Genomic DNA, 22,349 nt, shown 5'->3' on the forward strand with positions numbered 1-22,349 from the left:
TACAAATTTATTTACATAAAGCTTTAAGCTTTATGTCTTTCTTTCAACTTTGAAATCACATCTGAGAAACTAAGATTTGCATCTGCAAGTAAAACACTTAAATGATACATTAAATCCGCTGCTTCACAAATAAGCTCTTCTTTATCTTTTACTGTCGCTGCTAAAGCTGTTTCTACGCCTTCTTCACCAACTTTTTGTGCGATGCGTTTTGTACCACTTTTGAAAAGTTTTGCTGTATAAGAAGTATTTTCATCGGCATTTTTTCGTGCATTAATAAGCTTTTGAAGTCTGGCTAGAAAAACAAAATCTGCATTTTTAGAAATTTTTTCAAAACAAGAAATATTGCCCGTATGACAAGTAGGCCCTACAGGATTTGCTAAAATTAAAAGCGTGTCATTATCACAATCTAAGCTTAAATCTATGATATTTAAGAAATTTCCACTTTCTTCACCCTTCATCCAAAGACGCTGTTTTTTGCGTGAAAAAAAGACTACTTTGCCACTTTCTAAGCTTTTTTCTAAGGCTTCATTATTCATAAAGCCTAGCATTAAAACTTCGCAAGTTTTTGCATCTTGGATGATGACAGGTAAAAGATGATCCACTTTTTGCCAAGCAATTTTTTCATTAAGTTCTTTGAAATTTTGCATATTATATCCTTATACTTAAGCCTTGATTTTTAAGATAAAATTTTAATTCTTTAATGTCTATAAGTTTTTGATGAAAAACATAAGCAGCTAAAGCCCCATCTATGCCTAGTTTAAAAGCTTCTAAAAAATGCTCCATTTTTCCTGCTCCCCCACTTGCGATCAAAGGTACTTTACAAATTTTATATACAGCTTCTAATTGTTCTAAATCATAGCCATTTTTAACGCCATCTTGATTCATCATATTTAAAACAATTTCGCCTGCACCTAGATCTTGCACTTCTTTAACCCATTCTAAAGTGCTTTTTCCACTATGCTTGCTTGTTTTTTCATCGCCTGTGTATTGAAATACTTTTAAATTTCCATTTTCATCTTTGAAACTATCAATCCCTACTACTACGCATTGCACGCCAAAGCTTTTAGCAAGGCGTGTGATTAGGCTTGGATCATTTAAAGCAGGAGAATTGATAGAAATTTTATCTGCCCCATTAGCTAAAAGTTCAGCCGCATCTTCTTCGCTTTTAATACCCCCTGCAACACAAAAAGGAATATTAATATTTTTTGCTACTTCACTTACCCATTCTCTTGATATGCGTTCTTTTCTAGCGCTTGCAGCAATATCATAAAAAACAAGCTCATCAATACCATTTTGAGAATAATACCTAGCAAGCTCTATGATATCTCCCATATCTTTATGGTTTTTAAATTGTGTTCCTTTTACTACTCTGCCATCTTTGACATCTAAACATGCAATTATGCGTTTTGTAAGCATCTTATCCCTTCTTCTACGCTAAAAACTCCGTCTAATAAAGCTTTTCCTACGATAACCCCACTACAAATTCCTTTTAAGTTTTCAAGGTCTTTTAAGCTTGCTACTCCACCACTTGCCTGAATGCAAATATTAGGAAAAATTTCATGGATAAGTTTGTAAAGTCTTATATTTACTCCTTGCATGGTGCCATCTTTTGAAATATCTGTGCAAAGTATGTGTTTTAAGCCTTTATTGCTATAAAAATCTAAAACTTCCATAAGCTTCTTATCGCTTGCTTCTTGCCAAGCATTTACAGCCACAACATAATCTTCTTTTAAAATCGTATCTAAGGCTAAAACTATAGTTTCGCTACCAAATTCTTTTAAAATTTCAAGACATAAAGTCGCATCTTTAATCGCCATAGATCCTATAACTACTCTTTTTACTCCACAATCAAGCAAAGCTTTAACTTCTTCTTTAGAGCGTATGCCTCCACCTACTTGCAAATTGACATTGACTTCTTTGGCTAATTTTTCTATCAAAGCAAGTTGTCTTTTGCTAGGATCTTTTGCACCTGTAAGATCTACAAGATGAAGTTCTTTCGCTCCTGCTTTTTCGTATTCTTTGAATTTTTCCAAGGGATTGTATTTATATACTTTTTTTTGTTCATAATCCCCTTTTACAAGACGCACCACTTCGCCATCTATAAGATCGAGTGCGGGTATGATTTGAGTCATCCTATATCCTTAATAAAATTTGAAATTAAAATTTCCCCCGCTTCACTGCTTCTTTCAGGGTGAAATTGCACCCCGTAAAAATTATCTTTCATTACGCTTGCGCTAAATTTTTGCGAATACTCACAATCTGCTATAGTGTATTCTCCAAGTCCTACACAATAACTATGCACAAAATAAAAATAAGCCCCTTCTAAGCCTTTAAACAAAGCATGAGAGCTATGAACTTGATTCCATCCCATATGTGGAAAAGTAAAGCCTTCTTTAGCTTTAAATTTTTGGGTTGTAAAATCTATAAGTTTTAAGGTTTCTTGATTTAATTCTTCAGAAAAATTTCCTAAAATTTGCATACCTAAACAAATACCAAGCAAAGGTTTTTTGGTATTTTGAATAAAATCAATAAGATTAAATTGTTCTAAATTTTTCATCGCTTCTTTTGCGGTACCCACTCCAGGTAAAAAAAGCTTATCCGCACTTTCAAGCTCTTTTAAATCCCTACTGATAGTTGCATTAAAACCTAATCTATCCAGACAAAATTTCAAAGATGCCAAATTCGCACAGGCTGTATCGATGATGATGATTTTCATATCACTCCTTTAGAGCTGGCTAAATTTTCACTTTCTATTTTCACTGCCATTTTCAAAGCTTTTGCAAAGGCTTTAAAAAGCCCTTCGGCTTTATGATGATCGTTTTTGCCTTTAACTTTTAAATGCAAACTTATACCCATAGCATAGCTTAAAGAATAAAAAAAGTGCTCGATCATTTCTGTGCTTAAAGCCCCTAAATGAGATTTTTTAAATTTGGCTTTATAGACTAAATGAGGACGATTGCAAAAATCCATCGCACAACTTGCCAAACACTCATCCATAGGTAAAGCAAAACCATATCTTGCAATGCCGATTTTATCCCCTAAGGCTTTTTTGATACAAGCTCCAAGTGCTAAGGCTACATCTTCAACGCTATGATGCTCATCGATTTCTAAATCCCCTTTGCAAGAAATTTCAAGCCCTATGCCTCCATGTACAGCGATTTGCTCTAACATGTGATCAAAAAAATCAATACCTGTTTTAATGCTAATCTTACCCCCATTTAAGCACACTTTCACTTTTATATCTGTTTCTTTAGTAGTTCTTTGATAACTCGCGCTTCTAAAAGAACTTAAAATTTCATTTTCTATTTCTTTCCAAGAAAGTTCGCCGTATTTTAAACCACGCACGCCTAAATTTGAAGCTAAGATCATATCACTCTCACGATCTCCGATAACAAAACTTTGCTCCTTATCATAAAGTTCGTGCTTGATATATTCTTCTAACATAGCAGTTTTAGGTTTTCTGCAAGTACAATTTTCATTTTCAAAATGCGGACAAATAAAAATATCTTGAAATTCTATACCGCAACTTTTTAAAATATCAAGCATTTTTTCATGAGCGATTTCAAAATTTTCCTTTGGAAAACTTGGCGTTCCAAGACCATCTTGATTACTTACCATGACAAATTTAAATCCAAAATTTTTTAGTTTTAAAAGAGTAGGAATAGCATCTTTTTCAAAACGCAATTTTTCAAGAGTATCGATTTGAAAATCGCTTTTTGGCTCCTCTATTAAAGTGCCATCTCTATCTATAAAAAGGATTTTTTGACTCATTTTAAGCTCTCTAAACGAAAAGTTACAGCGTTTTTGTGTGCGTCTAAATGCTCATTTTGCGCTAAAATTTCAACACTTTTACCCAAAGCTAAAAAACCTTCTTTACTTAATTCTTGAACGGTCATTCTTTTACTAAAATCTGCCAAACCTAAACTAGAATGCGTTTTAGTAAGTCCATAAGTAGGTAAAACATGATTTGTCCCGCTTGCATAATCACCCATAGACTCCGGAGAATAAGCTCCTAAAAATACCGATCCTGCGTGTTTTACACCTTTTAAAAGTTCTCGTGGATTTTGAGTTTGTATGATCAAATGTTCAGGGGCATAAAGATTTGAAATTTCCAAGGCTTGATTTAAATCTTTAGCTATGATAATGCGTGAATTAGCAATGCTTTTGTTTGCAAGTTCTTTACGAGATAAAAGTTCTAATTGACTTTGGACTTCATTACTTGCTTTTTGAGCAAAATCTTGACTTAAACACACTAAAATCACTTGAGAATCTGCACCATGTTCAGCTTGTGAAAGCAAATCACTAGCTACAAATTTTTCATTAGCCAAATCATCAGCTATTACTAAAACTTCACTAGGTCCTGCTTGCATATCAATAGCTGCTCCGTTTATATCGCTACTTACTTGACGTTTTGCTTCGGTTACAAAGGCATTTCCTGGGCCAAAAATTTTATCCACCTTTAAAACACTTTGTGTACCATAAGCCAAAGCTGCTATAGCTCCTGCACCACCCATTTGATAAATTTCATCCACGCCGCAAAGTTTAGCACAAAAAAGCACGGCATCATTGATTTTTGCAGGACTTGCTAAAACGATTTTTTCACAACCTGCAATTTTTGCAGGGATAGCTAACATTAAAACCGTTGAAAACAAAGGTGCTAAACCCCCTGGTATGTAAAGTCCTACTTTTTCTATAGGGCGTGTTAAAACCTCACATTTAACGCCTTTTGTAGTTTCAAGAGCGATTTCATGTGGGATTTGGGCTTCGTGGAATTTTTTGATATTTTCATAAGCTACTAAAATAGCATCTTGTAAATCTTTATCCAAACGATTACTTGCTTGAATGATTTCTTCTTGAGTGATTTTAATATTAGAAATTTCAGCCTTATCAAATTTTAAAGCTTGTTCTACCAAAGCTTCATCGCCTTTTTCTTGCACTTCTTTAATGATAGAACTTACTATTTTTGAAATTTCATCTTTCGCACTTATAGCAGGGCGTTTTAACGCCTCTTCTTTTTGTTTTTCATCTAAATTATCATATACTAAAATTTGCATTTTTTACTCACTTTAACATTTTTTCTATAGGCAGAACCAAAATCGAACTCGCACCTTCTTCTTTTAAAGCCTCCATGGTTTCCCAAAAAAGATTTTCTTTACTTACCATATGTAAAGCTACATTTTTTTCATCGTGTGCTAAAGGTAAGATGGTTGGTTTTTCAACTCCTGGAAGTAGGGCTTGAATTTTATCAAGCTTTTCTTTTGGAGCATGAAGCATAATGTATTTAGATTCTCTTGCTTGCATTACTCCTGCTACACGCAACATAATTTTATCCACTAAAGCTTGTTTTTCTTTACTTAAAGCATTTTCTTTTTGAATCAAACAAGCACGAGATTCATAAATGACTTTAACTTCTTTAAGATTATTTGCTTGTAAAGTTGCTCCACTTGAAACAAGATCGCAAATTGCATCGGCTAAATTTGCCCTAGGAGCTACTTCAACAGAACCTGTAAGCATACAATTTTTATAATTAATCCCATTTTCTTTCATAAAACGCTTTAAAAGTTGCGGATAAGAAGTAGCTATCCTTAAGCCTTCAAAATCTTTCAAATTTTGAAATTTATTTTCTTGAGGTAAGGCAAGAGAAAGACGACAAAAGCCAAAATCTAGCTTTTTTAAAAGCTTATAGCTTGGATTTTCTCCTAAAGACTGGCGTTCAAGTTCATTTTCTTCTAAAACATTTTCCCCTATAATGCCTAAATCTACAACCCCATCAAAAATAAGCCCTGGAATATCATCATCTCTAACGCGTAAAATGTCTATAGGTAAATTTGTAGAAAAAGCGATCAAACTTTGTTCATGGATATGCATTTTAACACCACATTCTGAAAGAAGCACTATGGATTCTTTTGAAAGTCTACCTGATTTTTGTATCGCAATACGTAAACGAGTGTTTTCTTGCATAACATATCCTTGAAATTAAAAATTAAAAACTTATATTAGCATAAGTAGTTGAATTTTTAGCAAGGGTTTTGAAAAATAAATAAATTTAATTTTATTTAAAATAATTATTTAAAACTTTTTATTTTTAGGGTATTTAATTGAAGTATTAATCCTAGCAAAAGCTAGGATTTGATTAAGCTACAAATTCGATGAAAGCCATTTCAGCAGCATCACCACGGCGAATTCTTGTTTTGATGATTCTTGTATATCCACCATTGCGATCTTTGAATTTTGGAGCAATTTCAGTTACTAATTTATTAGTAGTGTTTTTATCTTGTAATAAAGCAAAAACTGCTCTATGAGTGTTAAAATCTCCAAGTCTTGCTCTAGTAATCAATCTTTCTACATAACCTCTTAATTCTTTAGCTTTTGGTAGAGTAGTTTCGATTTTTCCGCTATTTACTAAAGCTATAGTTAAATTTTTTAATAAGGCAGCACGATGAGATGAAGTTCTGCCAAGTTTTCTATATCCATGTTTATGTCTCATTCTTTATCCTTCGTTTTGTGCTTTTAATTCTGCGATTTTATTTTTAAGTATTTCTTTATTATCGCTAAGCTTAGAAGTTCCCACAGGAAAACCTATGCTTTCCATGATGTTTTTAATTTCATCAAGAGATTTTTTACCTAAATTTTTAAGCCCTGCAAGTTCACTTACACTCATCAAAGCAAGCTCGCCTATGTAAACCACTCCTGCTTTTTCAAGACAATTATAACTTCTAGCACTTAAATTTAAATCTGTAATGTTTTGCAATAATTTAGTATTTTCTAGTTCATTGCTTGTTGCTTGATTTTTAATTACACTTCTAACATTGGTAATTTTATCAAATACTGATAATTGTTTATACATAGCTTCTAGAGCATTTTGAAAAGCTTCATTTGGAGTGATTTGTCCATCAGTTGTTACGGTTAAAACCACTTTTTCATAATCAGGATTATCTTCAAATAAAACTTTTTCAATATCATAGGTTGCTTCTCTTACAGGTGTAAAGAAAGCATCTAAAGCTATAAATTTAGGATCATTTATAAGCTCTTTAATTTCTTCGCTTGGTACATAGCCAATACCTTTTTCAACGATCAATGTGAATTTGAGTTCAGCATCTTCGTTAATTGTTGCTAGATAGGCGTCTTTATTTGCTACTTCTACTTGATCATTATTTAGATCTTTGCCGTAAATTTCTTTTGAGCCTTTAAAGCTAAATTCTACTATTTCTTTATTTGATTCGCCTTTAATTTTAAAGCGTAGTTTTTTTAGATTAATGATAAAAAGTGCTACATCTTCAAGCATACCACGCATGCTATCAAATTCATGAGCTACGCCATCAATATGGATCGCAGTTGGAGCATATCCTATGGTGCTAGTGTAAAGCAAACGGCGTAAAGGATGGGCTAGGGTGATTCCATAGCCGATCTCAAAAGGCCAAGCACTGATTTTAGCCACAGTATCACTAATGTTTTCTATTGTAAATTCTGTTGGCGTATAAGCAGATGTTGTAATATTTTTCATATTTAGCCCCTATTACTTAGAGTAAAGCTCAACGATAAATCTTTCCTCAACCGGAATGACAACTTCTTCTCTCTCAGGTTTTCTTGTGAAAATTCCAAATCTCTTATCTTTTTCAACATCAACCCAAGCAACGATTCCAGTTTGTGCTGTAAGTTCGATAGCTCTTGTTATTTGAGGATTGTTTTTGCTTTTTTCGATGATTTCGATTTTAGCACCTGCTTCTACTCTAAAGCTAGGAATATCCACTCTTTTACCATTTACTAAAATATGTCCATGTGTTACAAGTTGTCTTGCAAAACGACGTGTTGTAGCAAAACCCATTCTATATACCACATTGTCTAATCTTTGTTCTAAAAGTTGGATAAGTAATACCCCTGTATTTCCTTCTCTTCTTGCTGCTTCAGCAAATAAACGACGGAATTGCTTTTCGCTTACTCCATACATAAATTTAGCTTTTTGTTTTTCTCTTAATTGAAGTCCATACTCACTAATTTTACCTTTTCTTGCTCCGTGTTGTCCTGGCGCATAAGGGCGTTTGTCTAGTGCACTTTTGCCAGCTAGTCTTCTTTCTCCTTTTAATGCTAAGCTAACACCAAAGCGTCTTTCTAATTTTTCTACTGGTCCTCTATATCTTGCCATAATATTCTCCTAAATTTTTCTTATATCTTAGACACGACGACGCTTAGGCGGTCTGCAACCATTGTGAGCTAATGGAGTGATATCTTTTAAGAAAGTTACTTTGATTCCTTCCATAGCACCTACACTCTTAACAGCAGTTTCTCTACCGCTTCCTGGTCCTTGTACTTTAATGCCTACTTCTTTAATTCCGTGTTCTTTTGCTTTATTTAAAGCGTCTTCTACTGCTTGTTGTGCTGCATAAGGAGTTGATTTTTTAGAACCTTTAAATCCTAAACCACCTGCACTACTCCAAGCGATAGCATTTCCCATTTCATCAGTCACTGTAACCATAGTATTGTTAAAAGTCGCACTGATATAAACAATACCTTTTGCTATATTTTTTTTAACTACTTTTTTCTTTACGATTTTTCTTTTTGCCATGATTTATCCTTATGATTTTGCACCAACAGTTTTTCTCTTACCTTTTCTAGTTCTTGCGTTTGTTTTTGTTTTTTGTCCGCGAACTGGTAAGCCTTTTCTGTGTCTTAAGCCTCTAAAGCTTCCTAAATCCATAAGTGCTTTAATATCCATAGCAACTTGTTTTCTCAAGTCCCCTTCAACCATATAGTTTTCTTGAATTTCTTTACGGATAGCTGCTGCTTCATCTTCACTTAACTCATGAACTCTTTTATCATAAGAAATTCCTACTTTATCTAGAATTTTTCTTGAAGTGAAAAGTCCTATACCATAAATATAGGTTAGTCCATACTCAATTCTTTTTTTCTTTGGTAAATCCACACCTGCAATACGAGCCATGTTTATCCTTGTCTTTGTTTATGTTTTGGATTTTCGCAAATAATGCGAACCACGCCTTTACGGCGAACTACTTTGCACTTGTCGCACATCTTTTTAACCGATGGTCTCACTTTCATGAGCGTCTCCTTGAATGAATTCCACTTGATTTACGACTACATCAGGTTTTATGAATAACCAACTATTTTCAAAATAAGTGGTGGATTTTAAAAATACTTCTTCATATAGTTCGATGTAATTTGTCGCAAAAACTCTAATTTTATCTAAAATTAGCTTTTAAATAACTTAGATTATTTATATCTAAAAGTTATACGCCCTTTATCAAGGCTATAAGGTGTAAGTTCTACTTTTACTTTATCACCTGGCATTATTCTTATATAATGCATACGCATTTTTCCTGCAATATGACATAAAATTACATGTTTGTTGTCAAGTTCAACCTTGAAATTTGCATTAGGCAATGCTTCAAGTACGGTGCCATCAATTTCAATTACATCATCTTTTGCCAAAATTTTCTCCTTTCATGAAATAAAAAGGCTATAATTTTAGCAAAAATTATTAAAATTTTTACTTAATTTTTAGTAATTTTTAAGTAATTAATCTAAAAATTCAGGTTCGATAAAAGATGCATGAGTCCCTATAACTTTGAGTTTTCTTTCTTTAAATTCTTTAAGTAGTTTTTCCCTTGTTTGTATAGCCTCATTTTGATCTATATCAAATTTTATAGCGATTTTAGGTTTTGGGATTTGTATATCATAAAGATGAAGTAAATCTCCCAAAAGACTATTTTATCATCAATTATGATAACATTTTGACCTGGGGTATGCCCGTAAGCAGGTATGGCTTTAATGCCTGAATTTTGAAAGATCAAATCTTTAGAGTGGTTAATAAATTCTATATTTTTAAGTTTAAGCAAGGTGTTTTTAATTTCTTGTCTATCGCTTTTGATCCAAAAATCATATTCTTTTTTATCGATTAAAATTTGAGCTTTTGGAAAAAGATTTTCTTCGCTCATTAAAGCTCCTATATGATCAGGATGTGCGTGTGTTAAGATAATATGAGTGATATCTTTAAATCGGTTTTGTGGATATGCAATTTTTCTTTTAATGTATCAATAGTATCTAAAAACCCTGTGTCTATTAAAGCATTAAAATTTGGATTTTTTATCAGAGCAATATTATGCTCATTTCTTTTGATTTTTGTGCGAGTTTTTTCTATAAAATTCTTATCTTCATCGCTTTGTGGCACTAAAAAAGAAAATAATAAATTTAAAAATTCATCATCAGATTGTTTAAGTGAGATTATATGGGTTTGATTTGAACTTTTGCTTGTGATTTTTTCTTCTAAAAAATAAAGATTGGTTTTTAAAAGAGTGATTATAAAATTAAACATATTTATCCTTAAATTTTTTAGATAATATTTTGAAAATGATTATAGTATAATAAAAACAATGTTTTTAAAAATTAAGGTAATTAATCAATGAGAAAATCAAAATTTGGAACAAAGGAAATTAAGATCTTAGGACTTTCTTCACTAGGAGGAACTTTAGAATTTTATGATTTTATTATTTTTGTCTTTTTTGCTGAATATATAGCTAATGTTTTTTCCTAAAGATATGAGTGAATTTTGGGCTTTATTGAATACTTATGGAGCATTTGCAGCTGGATATTTAGCACGTCCTTTAGGTGGTATAGTTATGGCACATTTTGGAGATAAATTTGGGCGTAAAAATATGTTTATGCTAAGTATTTTACTAATGGTTCTTCCTACCTTTGTCTTAGCTTTTATTCCAGGTTATGAAACTCTTGGGTTTTTAGCTCCTGTTTTATTGATACTTATAAGAATTTTTCAAGGTATAGCTATAGGTGGAGAGTTACCTGGAGCTTGGGTTTTTGTAAGAGAACATTGTCAAGAAAAACAAAAAGCTTTCTTTTTAAGCTGTTTAAATTCAGCTATGGCTTTAGGAATTTTGTTAGGAAGTATAGTATTTTTAATCATTAATGCTTTTTTTAGTATAGAAGAAATTGCTGCTTATGCATGGCGTATTGCTTTTTTTGTAGGTGGAATTTTTGGGATTATTTCTATTTATTTGCGTAGATTTTTGCAAGAAACTCCTGTTTTTAAACAAATGAAAAAAGAATCATCGCTTAGCTCTTTTCCACTTAAAGATTTATTTAAAGAAAAGGATATTGTAAAAAATTTATTTTCATCAATGATGATGACTTGGGTTTTAACAGGTTGTGTTATTGTGCTTGTTTTATTGATGCCTAAATTTATGCCTAGTATTTTAAATTTAAGTGGGGTTGAAGGAAGTTATTTACAGGTATTAGGAATTTTGGGAATAGCTTTAGGCGGGGCTTTTATGGGTTATCTTGTAGATAAATTTGGTTTATTTAAAATTTGCATTTTCTTTTCTTTAACTTTTGTATTTTTTTCTTTTTTATATTTTTATGCTTTATACGAGCTTAAAAATTTGGTTTTGGTGTGTATTTTGTATTCGATTGTTTGTTTTTTAGGTGGGATTAATGTGTTTGCACCTATTTTAATGAGTGAAGTTTTTAGAGCTAAAATAAGATTTTCAGGAATTTCTTTTTCTTATAATATTGCTTATGCAATTTCAGGCGGTATTACTCCGCAACTCGTTTTTTGGCTTAATACACTCGCGAGTAAAAATGAAAATCCATTTTTATATGGTATGAGTGTATATATGATTTTTTTAGCGTTATTGGCTATTTGTGCTGTTTTTATAGTAAAAGATAAAATAAAATTTTGATAATCACTCTTAAAATGTTATAATTAAAATTATATTTTGGAGTTTATAAATGCCTTTTATTATCGAATTACTTAAGCAAAATAAATTAAAGTTGATTTCTTTTTTGCTTTTTTCTTTTATTACAAGTGCTGTTGGAGTTTTAACTCTTGTTTTTATCAATGATTATTTGCTTAAAAATGCACAAAATATTCCTATTTTTTATTTTATTGTTTTGCTTTTGATATTTTTTATAAGTTCTACCATAGTTGAACTTGGACTTAGTATTTTTGGACAAAATTTTATTTTTAAAATGCAAAGACGCGTAGTAAAGCAGATCTTAGACACCCCTTTATTAAGAGTAGCTAAAGTAGGTAAGGCTAGAATTTTAGCTTCTTTGGGAAGTGATGTGAGAAATATATCTTTTGGGCTTTTAAGATTGCCTGATTTTTTACAATCAAGTATATTGATTTTATGCACTAGTGTTTATTTATGTTATCTTTCACCACAAATTTTTGCTTTGTGTGTGGTATGGATTATGGTTATTTTTATTACTAATAATTTTTTGATGATGAAAGTATATCAGTATTTTCGAAAGGCAAGGGAAAATGACGATGCTTTGCAAAATAATTACCAAAATATACTAGATGGACATAAAGAACTTTTGATCAATCGTGATAGAGCCAAGCTTTACTATGAAGATGAATTTGAAAATAATGCAAGATTGAAAAAGAAAAATAGTACTTTAGGCAATCTTTTTAACAATCTCTCAAACAACTGGACAAATGTAACTCTTTTGGCTTTAGTGGGTGTAGAGTTTTACTTAGCTTTAAAATTTGAATGGGCAAGTGTTGCAGATGCTACAACTATAGCTCTTTCTATTTTGTTTTTACGAACCCCTTTAGTATCTATGATAGGATCTTTTCCTACTTTGCTTTTGGCAAAAATCGCTTTGGATAAGATCGCAAAATTGGAATTAGATGATTATATAGAAGGTTTTAAAAAAACACATTATATTAGCGAATGGAAAAAAATTTCTTTTAGAAATACTCAATTTGCTTATGAAGAAAATTTTCACTTAAATCCTGTAAATATAGAACTTAAAAAAGGTGAATTGGTATTTTTAATAGGTAAAAATGGAAGTGGTAAATCCACTTTTTGTATGCTTTTGACAGGACTTTTTAAGCCAAGCAAAGGCGGAATTTATGTTGATGATACGCTTATAGATGATAAAAAGTTAGATGAGTATAGATCTCTTATTTCTGCTGTTTTTAGCGATTTTCATCTTTTTACTAAAACCTTAAATAAAGAAAATTTTGCAAGCGAAGAAAAAATTGCTTTTTGGTTGGAGTTTTTAGAACTTAAAGATAAAACAAGTGTCAAAGATAATGAACTGACCTTAACCAAACTTTCTACAGGGCAAAAAAAGCGTTTAGCTATGCTTATAGCCTTGCTTGAAGAAAGGGATATTTTAGTGCTTGATGAATGGGCGGCTGATCAAGATCCTGTTTTTAGAAGATTTTTTTATAAAAAACTTTTACCTTTGTTAAAAGAGCAAGGTAAAACAATTTTTGCTATCACACATGATGATGCATATTTTGATAGTGCTGATAGAATTTTCTTGGCTCAAAATGGTGAAATCAGCGAATTAAAGGGTGAGAATATAAAGGAATTGGCTAAAAATTTAGTAGAAAAATTTGATTAAAGCCCAAAATGGGCTTGTATTATTTATCATAGAGCTTTTTTTCTATATCGATATAAAATTCAGCAATTTTTCCATAAGCAACTTCCCAAGCTTTAAGAGTAGCTTCGTCAGGATTTAAAAGATTTTTAATAGCCTTTAAAAGGCAAGCTCCAACTATAGGATAATGCTCTTCTTTAACCCCTAAATTAACATGAGTTATGGCAACTTTATCAACAAAGCTTCTCATATTTTCTAAATTTTCTATATTTTTGGCTGCCATTAAAATCGCCATCGCTAAAGCTTTTGGTTGTTCTCCTGAAATTTGTTTTTCCATATTAAACATAGGTTTTACCTCAGGATAATCATTAAACATTATTTTATAAAACTCATTGGTTAAATCCTCTCCATTTTTTTGCAAAATAGGCACACAATCTTTGATGATTTGAATTTGTTCTTTTGTCATAATTTCTCCTTTTTATTGTAAAAGAGATATTTTATATCTTAAAAAGGAGAAAAAAATTGACTTGTGTTAAAATTGAGATATTTATAAGAAATTTTAATTTAAATATTTTTAAAATTTTGTAATTTCTTCTAAATGTTTTAAAATTTTTACCATTGCTAAGGTATCTAATTTGCAATATTCAAGCAAGGCTTTACGATACTTAACTTGTGTGTTTTGATCCATATTTTGCATAAGTTCAAAGCTTTGCATGGCTTCGTTTCCATTGTGGATCAATTCTAAGTCTTTGTAAGCTTTCTCCATATCAGGAATTAAAGCGGGTAGAACTTTTTTTATGGAATAACTCCCTTGCATTTTATAATGATAATAATCTTTGTTTTGAAAAGGAAGCATAAGATCTTTGATATTTTTTTCTATATTTAGCAAATACTCGCTCAATTCAGGATAAGTAATTGCTAAATTTCTTATCACACCTTTTTCAAAGCTAGCATTATAAGCAAGCACGCAAACATCTTTTGGAATATCATTGATTATTTTTTTTGCAAGTTCATATCTTGGATCAACTCCACACTCACTTAAAAATTCTTTATGTTCTAGTTTGTCTTTATGATCTATATGTAAAGAGTATTGAAAGGGAATCTGCATATAAGGTTTTATACCTTTAAATTCAGGTACAGCTTGCATAAAAGTTTCAAAATCTAAATGATATATAGGATAATTTAGAGTATCTAAAAATTTTTTAATATTGTCTTTGTTTATATAAATTTCTTTATTTAGCGAAGCTTTGATTTGAATTTGCTGATTTTCATTAAAGTTCGATAGATCTTTGATATCTTTTAAATCGATTATATTTTTATAATAAAATTCAAATTTTTTATTTGTATTAAGTCTTGAAATATTAAAAATATTTTCATTTTCACATAAATTTCTTTGTTTATTCCAGCAGTATTCATAGCCTTCGCACTCATAAGGATTAAAACAATGTGTTCCTATGTCAATATTTGGTTCTTCTTTTTTGTTTAAAATTTCTTCAAAATATTTTAAATTTTCTTTGACTTGTTCTTGATATAATAAAACTTCTTTTGTGATATCATTGATTATGAAAAGTTTATTTATATCAAGAAAATCTTCTCTAATGTATTCATTGTTTAAGTAGATTAAATTTACTTGTTTGATTTTATAATTTAAATTTGATAAAACATAATATTGCAAAGAACAATCATCTGTATAAATATTTTTTAAAGAAGTAGAGCTTTTAACCTCATTTATAATTAAACCCTCTTTGGTATTTTGCAAAATATCTATCATAACCAAAATATCGTTATAGCAAAAAGTAGCTTCATAAATAACTTCTTGATTGTTCTTTAATAATTGCCTAGTTTGCTCACATTTCTCATCAAAAGAACTGTTTTCAAATTTTATCTTTATGCCACTTGGAAAAAGTTTGTAGGCTAATTCACCTATTTTATTACCCGTGCTAAATTTAGCCAAAGCATTCTCATTCGGAGTACTTAATACTTCGTTTTTATAAGTGTTTAGCCATAAAGATTTAGCACATTGTATGCCTTTTGTATATTTTGATTTTGATAAAAACATTATTTGCCTTTTGGAAATTTTTTGGAAATTATATAAAAATTTATAGAGTAAAAGTATCTAATTTTAAGCTATGAAAATCATAGCTTAAAAAGATAAAATATTTGTAATTTTTTCTATTAGCTCTTTTTTTCTTCTTTCAAGAGAATTTACATCCCACTCGTTATAGTTATGTATTACATCTTGGGTTATTGTGTAGCAAGTTTTAACTTTATCTTTGTTTGCATAAATTTCTTTTTTTCTAGCAAAATCATAATTTAATGCTTGTACATTTTTTTTCATAGATAATAATGTTAAATTTGCTAAAGAATTAGTCCATTCTTCTCTTTCGTCTTCTGTAAATATTTTATCCCAATTATATTCTTTATATTTTATAGGCAATATATGTTCTATTTGTATATTTGCATCCAAAGGTATAAAACTATGATGATTATTATCTGTAGCAAAATATTCTAGCATTAATAAAATAGGTTTATCCCATTTGTTGCCATAAACATAATAATATTCTAAATTTTCTATATAATTTTCTTCCATGTTATTATTTTTTATATTTTCCAATATTTCATTTTTTATTTCTTGAATATTAGATTTTTCTTTTACTAGCTTTAAAATTCTAAAACTTGTTTGTTTTATTGTGGCAATGGTATTTCCAGCAATCCAATTTTTATAATAATAAGATAGTAATAATTTTTTAAGCTCATCAAAATACTCATAATTATTAAATAAAGCTGTTGTTAAAATACTAGTCCAATATATTTCATGTCTTAAATATCTTAATAGGTAGATATACTTATCTTCCATTTTCAATAAATCTATATATGATTTTGAAAATTTTTGTATATCATTAATTATTTCTAATGAATTTTTATTATTTTTTTTAAAATTATCTAATAATTCTTTATCCAATCTAGTTTTAGGATTTGAAGTTATGGTGTAATATAAATATGTATTTAATAACGAAAATAGCTCTAGCTCATTATTTTTAATATTGTCATATATAGAATTCCAAGTTGTTTTAAATATTTTTCTATCTTCATTATCTAACTCATACATTAATGATGATTTTAATATATCAACAGGGCTTAGTGGCATACCTCTATCATTTAAAACATTAAATATTTTAATAGCGCTATCTTGAGATGGACAAATTATAACTGTTAATACTACTTTTTCATATATCCAAATTATAAAATCATTTATCTTTATTTCTTTATATTCATTTAGTTTATTTTGTAAAAGGCTTTTAAAATAATAAGCATTTATAATATATTTATCATTTTTTAAGTCATTTTCTATTTTATTAATATTTTTAAATTCTTCAAATTTTATACCTTGTAAAATATTTTGTTCAAAACCATTTTGATTGTATTCATTTGTTAAAAATCTTAATTTCCTTTTCGTTTCTTCGTATCTGTCTTGAATGGATTTTAATATAAAATCTTTTGCTTTATCATTTATTTGTTCCCAATATAAGGCTTTAAAAACACAAGATAAAATTATGAAGGTAGTCATTCTTTGCTGACCATCTATAATATCAAACCTTTGATCTTTTTCATTATTCACTAAAACCAAAGAACCACAGAAATAATTTTCATTTTTATTATTTGTGTATGCATTAAATAAATCATCAATTAAATCTGATAAATTTTCTTTATCCCAAGAATATGGTCTTTGATAGTCTGGTACTTGATAGAATTTGCGATTATCTGCTAATATATCTTCCAAGCTACTTATATTGGCTTTTATTTCCATAGATATTCTCCTTAATTTAAATTTTAATATACATTGTATATAATTTTTAACACTTTGATTATAAATAAACATATATTAAGTAAAACTTAAATTGTAAAGACAAAGAATTATTAAAACGCCAAAATAAAGGATTAAAATGGCTTTAGCACTTGATAGTATACAAGAATATACTATTAAAAGAGGTAAAAAATCTTTTTGGATGTGTTTTAATATTCCAAATAATGATTTTTGTATCAATAAAACAAAATATGATAATTATTTTGATAAAAATAAGACAGATTATAAAGCTAGAAATGAATTTTTAGCTTTTATGAAAGAAAATTTTCCTAAAGTTGACTTATATAGGGTATTTGATACTGCTCCAATTGGGGTTTTAGTATATCCTTATTTAGGAAGTATTGCAGTCGATTGCGAAGAAGGAGATGAGGTTTATCAAGCCATAAATAGTAAATACGAAGATGAAAATCATATTCCAAAATCTATGGGTGCTGTTTTTTGGGAAATGAGTCTTGAAGTGGCGCAAGAATTATACGAAGCTAGAAAATTTGATTTTGATAATTTTTAAAAACATTGTATAAATATAAAGAAATTTTTTAAAATTATAAAATATCATAAATGATATTGTAGAAAATGCTTAAAATATAAAACCTTACTAGAATAAGCAAGGTTTATTCAGTCTTTTAAAAAAATCTTTCATTAGCATTATCAAAGCTTTGTAAAAATCAGATTTTGATTTATTATAAACATCAAAACTCCACATGTTAAACCAAGTAAAAAATTCTTCTTTTAAGAATTTTTGCAAAGTTATATCATCTTGTTTTTTGATTAAAAAACTAATAAATAATAATTCATTTATCAAGCTATCTGCAGGCTCTTCATTAAAAAAAGAAAAAAAGTTATTTTGCACAAAAATTTGCTTAATTTTATCAGAATTATGTGAATAAATTTCTTTATTTTCATCAAGATAAAAAGAAGCAAAAGGCGGTGCTTTTACATAATCAACATCGCTTAAAAACAAAGATGTAAAATCATTTGCTATTAATTTATCATCTTCGTTTGAAGATGATAAAAGCTTTAAAGCGGTGCATTGTAATTTGCTATTATTTTTTAAAAACCAATTTTGCCAGAGTTCTTCTTTTTTAAGTTTTTCTAGCAAAAAATGATTAGGTGGATTTTGCAAAAAATTGATAAATATATCTATTGCCAATTTTTGCATTAAGAATGTCCCAACATGATTTGAGTACTTATAAGTCCATAAAATAGCATTCTAGTGGTAAACACCCCTAAAAATGCACAAAGTAGGGCAAAATAAGCAAAAAATTTACTTTTAAATTTTTCATGTAAATAATTATGCAAATACCAAGTAACAATCCCAAGTCCTAAGAATGCAAAAGAAAGCGATATAAACCAATCATAGGTTCCACCTAAAAGTTCAAAAGGATTTACAAGCCCCATAATCCAAGTTTGTCCTACATGTAGGGTTTGTAAAACTATAGCAGTACTTAAAAGCCCTATGCCTATAAGTCCTGTAAAAAATGACATTTTTCTTTCATGTTCGCTATTTTCAAAAAAACAATAATAAACAATAGCACCTAAAAATATAGCACTAGCAAAAAAATAAAGCAAAGTGATCTTAAAATCCCAAGTAGGTACACTTTCTTGCATGGAGCCATAAGCTCCACTCATAAAGAAAAGTCCTAGAATTCCACATATTAGCGTAAGATAAAACACCCAATTTGAAGTTTTTAGATAAAGCAAAAAGCCCAAAGCACACACAAGAGATACAAATAAAATTTCATTATTCATCCAGCCTATGTGCCATTCATTGTTTGCATAAAAAACACCCATTCTATTTAATACATTAAAAATGTGTGTAATATCATTTAAATGAAAAAATGAAGGGATAAAAGCAGCTATCATTGCAATTCCTAAGGCTAATCCAAAAGACTTTAAATTTGCATAATTTTTGTAACCATTTATAAATGCAGGTGCATAAACCAAACTAAGTCCAATTACAGCTTGTGCTAAAATAGTAAATAATACCAAAGGTATTTCGCTTAAAATGTGATTAAATGATGTCATTTTTAACTCCTTGGTAGTTTTGAGGTAGATGAAAAATTGCACTTTTATTACCTGAAGGCAAACTATGTTTTTCAGGCACTATACATAAATTTGGATGCGTGATAGAAACATCAGGTAAAGGTGTGATAGAGGCTAAATTTCCATGTTCTTCTCTCAGTTTTGTTATATCGCCTGCTTTTAATGCTCTAAAAGGACAAGAGTCCACGCAAATTGGATTTTTACCTTCTTTTAATCTCTCATAACACCCATCGCATTTGCTCATATGACCACTTTCATGATTAAATTGAGGTGCGCCATAAGGACATGCCATAGCACAAGCTTTGCAGCCTATACACATACTATCATCGATTGCTACTATTCCCCATTTTATTTTCATTGTTGCACCAGTTGGACAAGCTTTAAGACAAGATGGATTAGAACAATGATTGCAAGAAATAGAAGTGTAGTAAGCAAAAACACTTTGCTCAAAACTTCCATCTTCTTTACAGGTCCAATTTCCCCCTTCAGTCTCAAACACACGGCGAAAATTAACCCCCACAGGCATGTTTTTATAATCCTTGCAAGAAAGTGAGCAAGTCCTACAGCCTACGCATTTGCTTTGATCTAGCATAAAACCAAATTGTGAATTTTCTTCTAATTTCATCTTTTTCTCCTTAAACTTTTGCAATTTCAACTAAAATAGAATGTTGTCCATTTCCTTTAGAAATAGCAGTTGGCACTATACTTGCCAAAGAATTCACACAAGTTCCTACATCGATACCATTTTCATATTTTGCCCATGCACCTTGTGGGGTTACTGCACAACCTGGTATGATTTTTGGAGTAACTTTTGCTATGCCTTGTATGATTCCTAAGTCATTTCTTACTTGCACCACATCGCCAGTTTTGATACTTCTTTGCTCTGCATCTATGGTATTTATCCAAATTTCTTGCGGATTAACTTCTCTAATTTGTGGAATTTCCCAAAAGCTAGAATGCGTTCTACCTTTGTAGTGATAGCCAAAAAATTGCAAAGGATACTTTTGTTTTAATGGATCCAAAATCCCTTCTCTTTGGCTTTCAAAAACAGGAATAGGCACTATTTGTTGTCCTTCTTTTAATTTCCAAGTTTTTTGCATTTGTGCGAGTTTTGTGCTATAAATTTCTATCTTTCCGCTAGGAGTTTTTAAAGGATTATTGATAGGATCTTTTATAAAACTTTGTAATGCCACTACAGGTTTTACAGGCTCAAATTTTACAAGTCCTTTTTCGCACATTTCTTCAAAACTAGGCAAAAGTGGATTTTTTTTCATACTTTCTTCATAAAGGTATTTTAGCCAATCTTTTTGTGTTCTTCCTTCGCTAAATTCTTTTTCTATGCCAAGTCTTTTAGCAAATTCAAGACACATTTTATAAATAGGTTTTGACTCACCTACGGGTTCAATGGCTTTTTGGCAATATATAATATAAGGTCTATTGCTATAATATCCTGAACTAGGTAGTAAAAAATCTTCTTGTTCTAATGTTGTAGCATCAGGTAAGATATAATCTGCGTAGTTATTTGATGGAGTTCTTGTTACATTAACATCTACTATACACTCACACAAATTCTCATCGCTTAAAATATCATGCACTTCTTTAATGGTGCTGTGCTGATTTGTAAGGCAATTTCCACTTATATTAAAAATAAATTTGATATTTTGTTTTAATTGTGTTGTACCACGTACTCCATCGCTAATATCTGTCATTTCTTTTCCACGATAAATGGCGTCTGTAAATAAAAAACAAGGAATAGAATCTTTTATAGGATTGTTGCAAGGAATAGTCGGTATATCATAATATACGCTAGTTCCAGTACGACATCCTGTATTTGCACCTTCTATGCCAATATTTCCTGTAATACAAGCTAGAGTTGCAATCGCCCTTGCATTTTGTTCTCCATTTGAATGTCTTTGCACTCCCCAACCTTGTTCTATAAAACAAGGCTTTATGGTGGCAATTTCTCTTGCAAGTTGAACTATGCGGCGTGCTGGAATTTTTGTGATTTTGCTAGCCCAATCAGGAGTTTTTTCTACTCCATCGTTTAGTCCTAAAACATAGCTTTCATAGCTTGAGTTTTTAGCTGCATCTTGTGGCAGAGTATTTTCACTAAAGCCTATGGTGTATTTATCAAGAAAAGTTCTATCAAGTAAATCTTCTTTTATCATCACATAAGTTAGCGCAGCAATCAAAGCTGCATCGGTTCCTGGTGCTATAGGTATCCACTCATCACAATGCCCTACCATAGAATCATTATATCTTGGGTCAATGTGAATTATTTTACATCCACTTTCTTCTAAGGCTTTTTGATAAGCATAGCCTACTCCACCACCACCCATTCTAGTTTCAACATGGTTTGCTCCAAAAAATATAGCTAATTTTGCAGAGCGTAAGGTGTATATATCGCTAGCAGGAGATCCTCCATAGAAAAAATTCATTGCGTTTGAAATTTGAGCCGTAGAATAGGAGTTGTGATAATTTAAATACCCACCATACAAACTCAGTAGTCTAGCAAATGGAGATAAAGAGCCATAGCAATTTCCTAAAACGGAACCATAAGTACCAGTAGAATAAGTTATATAAAAGGCTTCATTGCCGTATTTTTCTTTAATTTCTTGCATTTTGGCAGAAATTTCATCAAAAGCTTGTTCCCAAGAAATAGGCATAAATTTACCTTCGCCTCTTTTCCCCACTCTTTTTAGTGGTCTTTTTAAGCGATTTGCATTGTAAACTTTATATCTTGAACTACGCCCTCTAATACAGGCTCTTGCTTGACGATTATCAAAGCTATCATCACCTTCATTATCAGTACTGACATATTTAATAATTCCATCTTGAGTATGCACTTTTACAGGACATTTTGTTCCACAATTTACATTACATCCAGCCCATTTGCTGATCAATGGTGGAGTTTTTAATAAATTTGCACTTAGATTTATAGGGCTTAAGGTTAAGCCGCCAAACAAAGAACTCCATTTTAAAAAATCTCTACGATTTTGTTCCATGTTATCTCCTTACATTTATGTGATAAAAATTATTGCGATTATAATACAAATAATAATTTTATTCAATTAAA

At 30.3% G+C, this 22,349-nt stretch carries 23 protein-coding genes and 2 pseudogenes; 3 read left to right on the forward strand and 22 right to left on the reverse strand.

Annotated features, from left to right (window positions below):
- Positions 1 to 23: 23 nt before the first annotated feature.
- From hisIE to AJN60_RS09935, 15 genes and pseudogenes are all read right to left on the reverse strand, one after another.
- Positions 24 to 647 (reverse strand): bifunctional phosphoribosyl-AMP cyclohydrolase/phosphoribosyl-ATP diphosphatase HisIE, encoded by a 624-nt coding sequence (hisIE, locus tag AJN60_RS03830; protein ID WP_053872696.1) that lies wholly within the window; start codon positions 645 to 647, stop codon positions 24 to 26.
- A 1-nt stretch (position 648) separates the two neighbouring features.
- A complete protein-coding gene (gene hisF / locus AJN60_RS03835) occupies positions 649 to 1,416 on the reverse strand; it encodes an imidazole glycerol phosphate synthase subunit HisF (RefSeq protein ID WP_070285898.1) in 768 nt (255 codons plus the stop codon).
- Positions 1,398 to 2,132, reverse strand: a complete 735-nt coding sequence (gene hisA, locus AJN60_RS03840) for a 1-(5-phosphoribosyl)-5-[(5-phosphoribosylamino)methylideneamino]imidazole-4-carboxamide isomerase (RefSeq protein ID WP_070277958.1) — start codon at positions 2,130 to 2,132, stop codon at positions 1,398 to 1,400. Before hisA ends, hisF begins: the two co-directional genes overlap by 19 nt.
- Positions 2,129 to 2,716 (reverse strand): imidazole glycerol phosphate synthase subunit HisH, encoded by a 588-nt coding sequence (gene hisH / locus AJN60_RS03845; protein WP_002882756.1) that lies wholly within the window; start codon positions 2,714 to 2,716, stop codon positions 2,129 to 2,131. The genes hisA and hisH overlap by 4 nt, the downstream gene beginning before the upstream one ends.
- Positions 2,713 to 3,771, reverse strand: a complete 1,059-nt coding sequence (gene hisB, locus AJN60_RS03850; RefSeq protein ID WP_052858820.1) for a bifunctional histidinol-phosphatase/imidazoleglycerol-phosphate dehydratase HisB — start codon at positions 3,769 to 3,771, stop codon at positions 2,713 to 2,715. Before hisB ends, hisH begins: the two co-directional genes overlap by 4 nt.
- Complete coding sequence (hisD, locus tag AJN60_RS03855; protein WP_070285899.1) at positions 3,768 to 5,054, reverse strand: histidinol dehydrogenase; 1,287 nt, start codon at positions 5,052 to 5,054, stop codon at positions 3,768 to 3,770. Before hisD ends, hisB begins: the two co-directional genes overlap by 4 nt.
- Positions 5,055 to 5,061: 7 nt before the next feature.
- Positions 5,062 to 5,961 carry an ATP phosphoribosyltransferase gene (gene hisG / locus AJN60_RS03860; RefSeq protein ID WP_070285900.1) on the reverse strand — a complete coding sequence of 300 codons (900 nt, stop codon included), beginning with the start codon at positions 5,959 to 5,961 and terminating at the stop codon, positions 5,062 to 5,064.
- Between the two features lie 172 nt (positions 5,962 to 6,133).
- Entirely contained in the window at positions 6,134 to 6,487 is a 354-nt protein-coding gene (gene rplQ / locus AJN60_RS03865) for a 50S ribosomal protein L17 (protein ID WP_070285901.1), read from the reverse strand.
- A gap of 3 nt (positions 6,488 to 6,490) precedes the next feature.
- Positions 6,491 to 7,504 (reverse strand): DNA-directed RNA polymerase subunit alpha, encoded by a 1,014-nt coding sequence (locus tag AJN60_RS03870; RefSeq protein ID WP_070285902.1) that lies wholly within the window; start codon positions 7,502 to 7,504, stop codon positions 6,491 to 6,493.
- A gap of 12 nt (positions 7,505 to 7,516) precedes the next feature.
- On the reverse strand, positions 7,517 to 8,143 hold the full coding sequence (rpsD, locus tag AJN60_RS03875) for a 30S ribosomal protein S4 (protein WP_002858938.1): 627 nt from the start codon (positions 8,141 to 8,143) through the stop codon (positions 7,517 to 7,519).
- A 27-nt stretch (positions 8,144 to 8,170) separates the two neighbouring features.
- On the reverse strand, positions 8,171 to 8,563 hold the full coding sequence (gene rpsK / locus AJN60_RS03880) for a 30S ribosomal protein S11 (protein ID WP_002779544.1): 393 nt from the start codon (positions 8,561 to 8,563) through the stop codon (positions 8,171 to 8,173).
- 9 nt (positions 8,564 to 8,572) lie between these two features.
- A complete protein-coding gene (rpsM, locus tag AJN60_RS03885; protein ID WP_002800121.1) occupies positions 8,573 to 8,938 on the reverse strand; it encodes a 30S ribosomal protein S13 in 366 nt (121 codons plus the stop codon).
- A 2-nt stretch (positions 8,939 to 8,940) separates the two neighbouring features.
- Positions 8,941 to 9,054, reverse strand: coding sequence for a 50S ribosomal protein L36 (rpmJ, locus tag AJN60_RS03890; RefSeq protein ID WP_002781429.1), 114 nt, complete (start codon positions 9,052 to 9,054; stop codon positions 8,941 to 8,943).
- Between the two features lie 171 nt (positions 9,055 to 9,225).
- Positions 9,226 to 9,444, reverse strand: a complete 219-nt coding sequence (gene infA / locus AJN60_RS03895; RefSeq protein WP_002781436.1) for a translation initiation factor IF-1 — start codon at positions 9,442 to 9,444, stop codon at positions 9,226 to 9,228.
- 87 nt (positions 9,445 to 9,531) lie between these two features.
- Positions 9,532 to 10,327 (reverse strand): annotated as a pseudogene (locus AJN60_RS09935) (MBL fold metallo-hydrolase).
- Positions 10,328 to 10,414: 87 nt separating this feature from the next.
- Between AJN60_RS09935 and AJN60_RS03910 the strand changes: the two are divergent.
- Positions 10,415 to 11,708, forward strand: a pseudogene (locus tag AJN60_RS03910) (MFS transporter).
- Positions 11,709 to 11,757: 49 nt separating this feature from the next.
- Positions 11,758 to 13,389 (forward strand): multidrug ABC transporter permease/ATP-binding protein, encoded by a 1,632-nt coding sequence (locus AJN60_RS03915; RefSeq protein ID WP_053872690.1) that lies wholly within the window; start codon positions 11,758 to 11,760, stop codon positions 13,387 to 13,389.
- Between the two features lie 19 nt (positions 13,390 to 13,408).
- On the opposite strand, the gene cgb is transcribed toward AJN60_RS03915, so the two are convergent.
- The 3 genes from cgb to AJN60_RS03930 all read right to left on the reverse strand — a co-directional run bounded on the left by cgb (position 13,409) and on the right by AJN60_RS03930 (position 17,173).
- The gene (gene cgb, locus AJN60_RS03920) at positions 13,409 to 13,831 is read right to left on the reverse strand and encodes a single-domain globin Cgb (protein WP_002862237.1); all 423 of its coding nucleotides are present in this window, start codon (positions 13,829 to 13,831) and stop codon (positions 13,409 to 13,411) included.
- A 108-nt stretch (positions 13,832 to 13,939) separates the two neighbouring features.
- Entirely contained in the window at positions 13,940 to 15,424 is a 1,485-nt protein-coding gene (locus tag AJN60_RS03925; RefSeq protein WP_070239826.1) for a DUF2779 domain-containing protein, read from the reverse strand.
- Between the two features lie 84 nt (positions 15,425 to 15,508).
- Positions 15,509 to 17,173, reverse strand: a complete 1,665-nt coding sequence (locus tag AJN60_RS03930; protein ID WP_070239824.1) for a DUF262 domain-containing protein — start codon at positions 17,171 to 17,173, stop codon at positions 15,509 to 15,511.
- A gap of 136 nt (positions 17,174 to 17,309) precedes the next feature.
- Between AJN60_RS03930 and AJN60_RS03935 the strand changes: the two genes are divergently transcribed.
- Positions 17,310 to 17,738 carry a hypothetical protein gene (locus tag AJN60_RS03935; protein ID WP_070242985.1) on the forward strand — a complete coding sequence of 143 codons (429 nt, stop codon included), beginning with the start codon at positions 17,310 to 17,312 and terminating at the stop codon, positions 17,736 to 17,738.
- An 87-nt stretch (positions 17,739 to 17,825) separates the two neighbouring features.
- Here AJN60_RS03935 and AJN60_RS03940 read toward each other — a convergent pair whose 3' ends face one another.
- From AJN60_RS03940 to AJN60_RS03955, 4 genes are read right to left on the reverse strand one after another with little or no spacing between them, the layout of a single operon-like run.
- Positions 17,826 to 18,389 (reverse strand): TorD/DmsD family molecular chaperone, encoded by a 564-nt coding sequence (locus tag AJN60_RS03940; RefSeq protein WP_070261470.1) that lies wholly within the window; start codon positions 18,387 to 18,389, stop codon positions 17,826 to 17,828.
- On the reverse strand, positions 18,389 to 19,255 hold the full coding sequence (locus AJN60_RS03945) for a dimethyl sulfoxide reductase anchor subunit family protein (RefSeq protein WP_052858839.1): 867 nt from the start codon (positions 19,253 to 19,255) through the stop codon (positions 18,389 to 18,391). The genes AJN60_RS03940 and AJN60_RS03945 overlap by 1 nt, the downstream gene beginning before the upstream one ends.
- Entirely contained in the window at positions 19,242 to 19,898 is a 657-nt protein-coding gene (locus AJN60_RS03950; protein ID WP_070285904.1) for a DMSO/selenate family reductase complex B subunit, read from the reverse strand. The genes AJN60_RS03945 and AJN60_RS03950 overlap by 14 nt, the downstream gene beginning before the upstream one ends.
- Positions 19,899 to 19,908: 10 nt before the next feature.
- Entirely contained in the window at positions 19,909 to 22,278 is a 2,370-nt protein-coding gene (locus tag AJN60_RS03955; protein WP_052858840.1) for a DMSO/selenate family reductase complex A subunit, read from the reverse strand.
- Between the last annotated feature and the right edge of the window lie 71 nt (positions 22,279 to 22,349).

Origin of the sequence: Campylobacter sp. BCW_4323, from assembly GCF_001763115.1 — a bacterium.
GTDB lineage: Bacteria > Campylobacterota > Campylobacteria > Campylobacterales > Campylobacteraceae > Campylobacter_D > Campylobacter_D jejuni.

Coding starts and splice junctions, on each gene's coding strand:
- hisF (WP_070285898.1), bottom strand. CDS start 1,416: ATGCTTACAAAACGCATAATTGCATGTTTAGATGTCAAAGATGGCAGA.
- cgb (WP_002862237.1), bottom strand. CDS start 13,831: ATGACAAAAGAACAAATTCAAATCATCAAAGATTGTGTGCCTATTTTG.
- hisD (WP_070285899.1), bottom strand. CDS start 5,054: ATGCAAATTTTAGTATATGATAATTTAGATGAAAAACAAAAAGAAGAG.
- AJN60_RS03870 (WP_070285902.1), bottom strand. CDS start 7,504: ATGAAAAATATTACAACATCTGCTTATACGCCAACAGAATTTACAATA.
- AJN60_RS03915 (WP_053872690.1), top strand. CDS start 11,758: ATGCCTTTTATTATCGAATTACTTAAGCAAAATAAATTAAAGTTGATT.
- rpsM (WP_002800121.1), bottom strand. CDS start 8,938: ATGGCTCGTATTGCAGGTGTGGATTTACCAAAGAAAAAAAGAATTGAG.
- hisG (WP_070285900.1), bottom strand. CDS start 5,961: ATGCAAGAAAACACTCGTTTACGTATTGCGATACAAAAATCAGGTAGA.
- AJN60_RS03935 (WP_070242985.1), top strand. CDS start 17,310: ATGGCTTTAGCACTTGATAGTATACAAGAATATACTATTAAAAGAGGT.
- AJN60_RS03945 (WP_052858839.1), bottom strand. CDS start 19,255: ATGACATCATTTAATCACATTTTAAGCGAAATACCTTTGGTATTATTT.
- AJN60_RS03950 (WP_070285904.1), bottom strand. CDS start 19,898: ATGAAATTAGAAGAAAATTCACAATTTGGTTTTATGCTAGATCAAAGC.
- hisH (WP_002882756.1), bottom strand. CDS start 2,716: ATGAAAATCATCATCATCGATACAGCCTGTGCGAATTTGGCATCTTTG.
- rplQ (WP_070285901.1), bottom strand. CDS start 6,487: ATGAGACATAAACATGGATATAGAAAACTTGGCAGAACTTCATCTCAT.
- rpmJ (WP_002781429.1), bottom strand. CDS start 9,054: ATGAAAGTGAGACCATCGGTTAAAAAGATGTGCGACAAGTGCAAAGTA.
- hisB (WP_052858820.1), bottom strand. CDS start 3,771: ATGAGTCAAAAAATCCTTTTTATAGATAGAGATGGCACTTTAATAGAG.
- rpsK (WP_002779544.1), bottom strand. CDS start 8,563: ATGGCAAAAAGAAAAATCGTAAAGAAAAAAGTAGTTAAAAAAAATATA.
- AJN60_RS03940 (WP_070261470.1), bottom strand. CDS start 18,389: ATGCAAAAATTGGCAATAGATATATTTATCAATTTTTTGCAAAATCCA.
- hisA (WP_070277958.1), bottom strand. CDS start 2,132: ATGACTCAAATCATACCCGCACTCGATCTTATAGATGGCGAAGTGGTG.
- rpsD (WP_002858938.1), bottom strand. CDS start 8,143: ATGGCAAGATATAGAGGACCAGTAGAAAAATTAGAAAGACGCTTTGGT.
- hisIE (WP_053872696.1), bottom strand. CDS start 647: ATGCAAAATTTCAAAGAACTTAATGAAAAAATTGCTTGGCAAAAAGTG.
- AJN60_RS03930 (WP_070239824.1), bottom strand. CDS start 17,173: ATGGAAATAAAAGCCAATATAAGTAGCTTGGAAGATATATTAGCAGAT.
- AJN60_RS03925 (WP_070239826.1), bottom strand. CDS start 15,424: ATGTTTTTATCAAAATCAAAATATACAAAAGGCATACAATGTGCTAAA.
- AJN60_RS03955 (WP_052858840.1), bottom strand. CDS start 22,278: ATGGAACAAAATCGTAGAGATTTTTTAAAATGGAGTTCTTTGTTTGGC.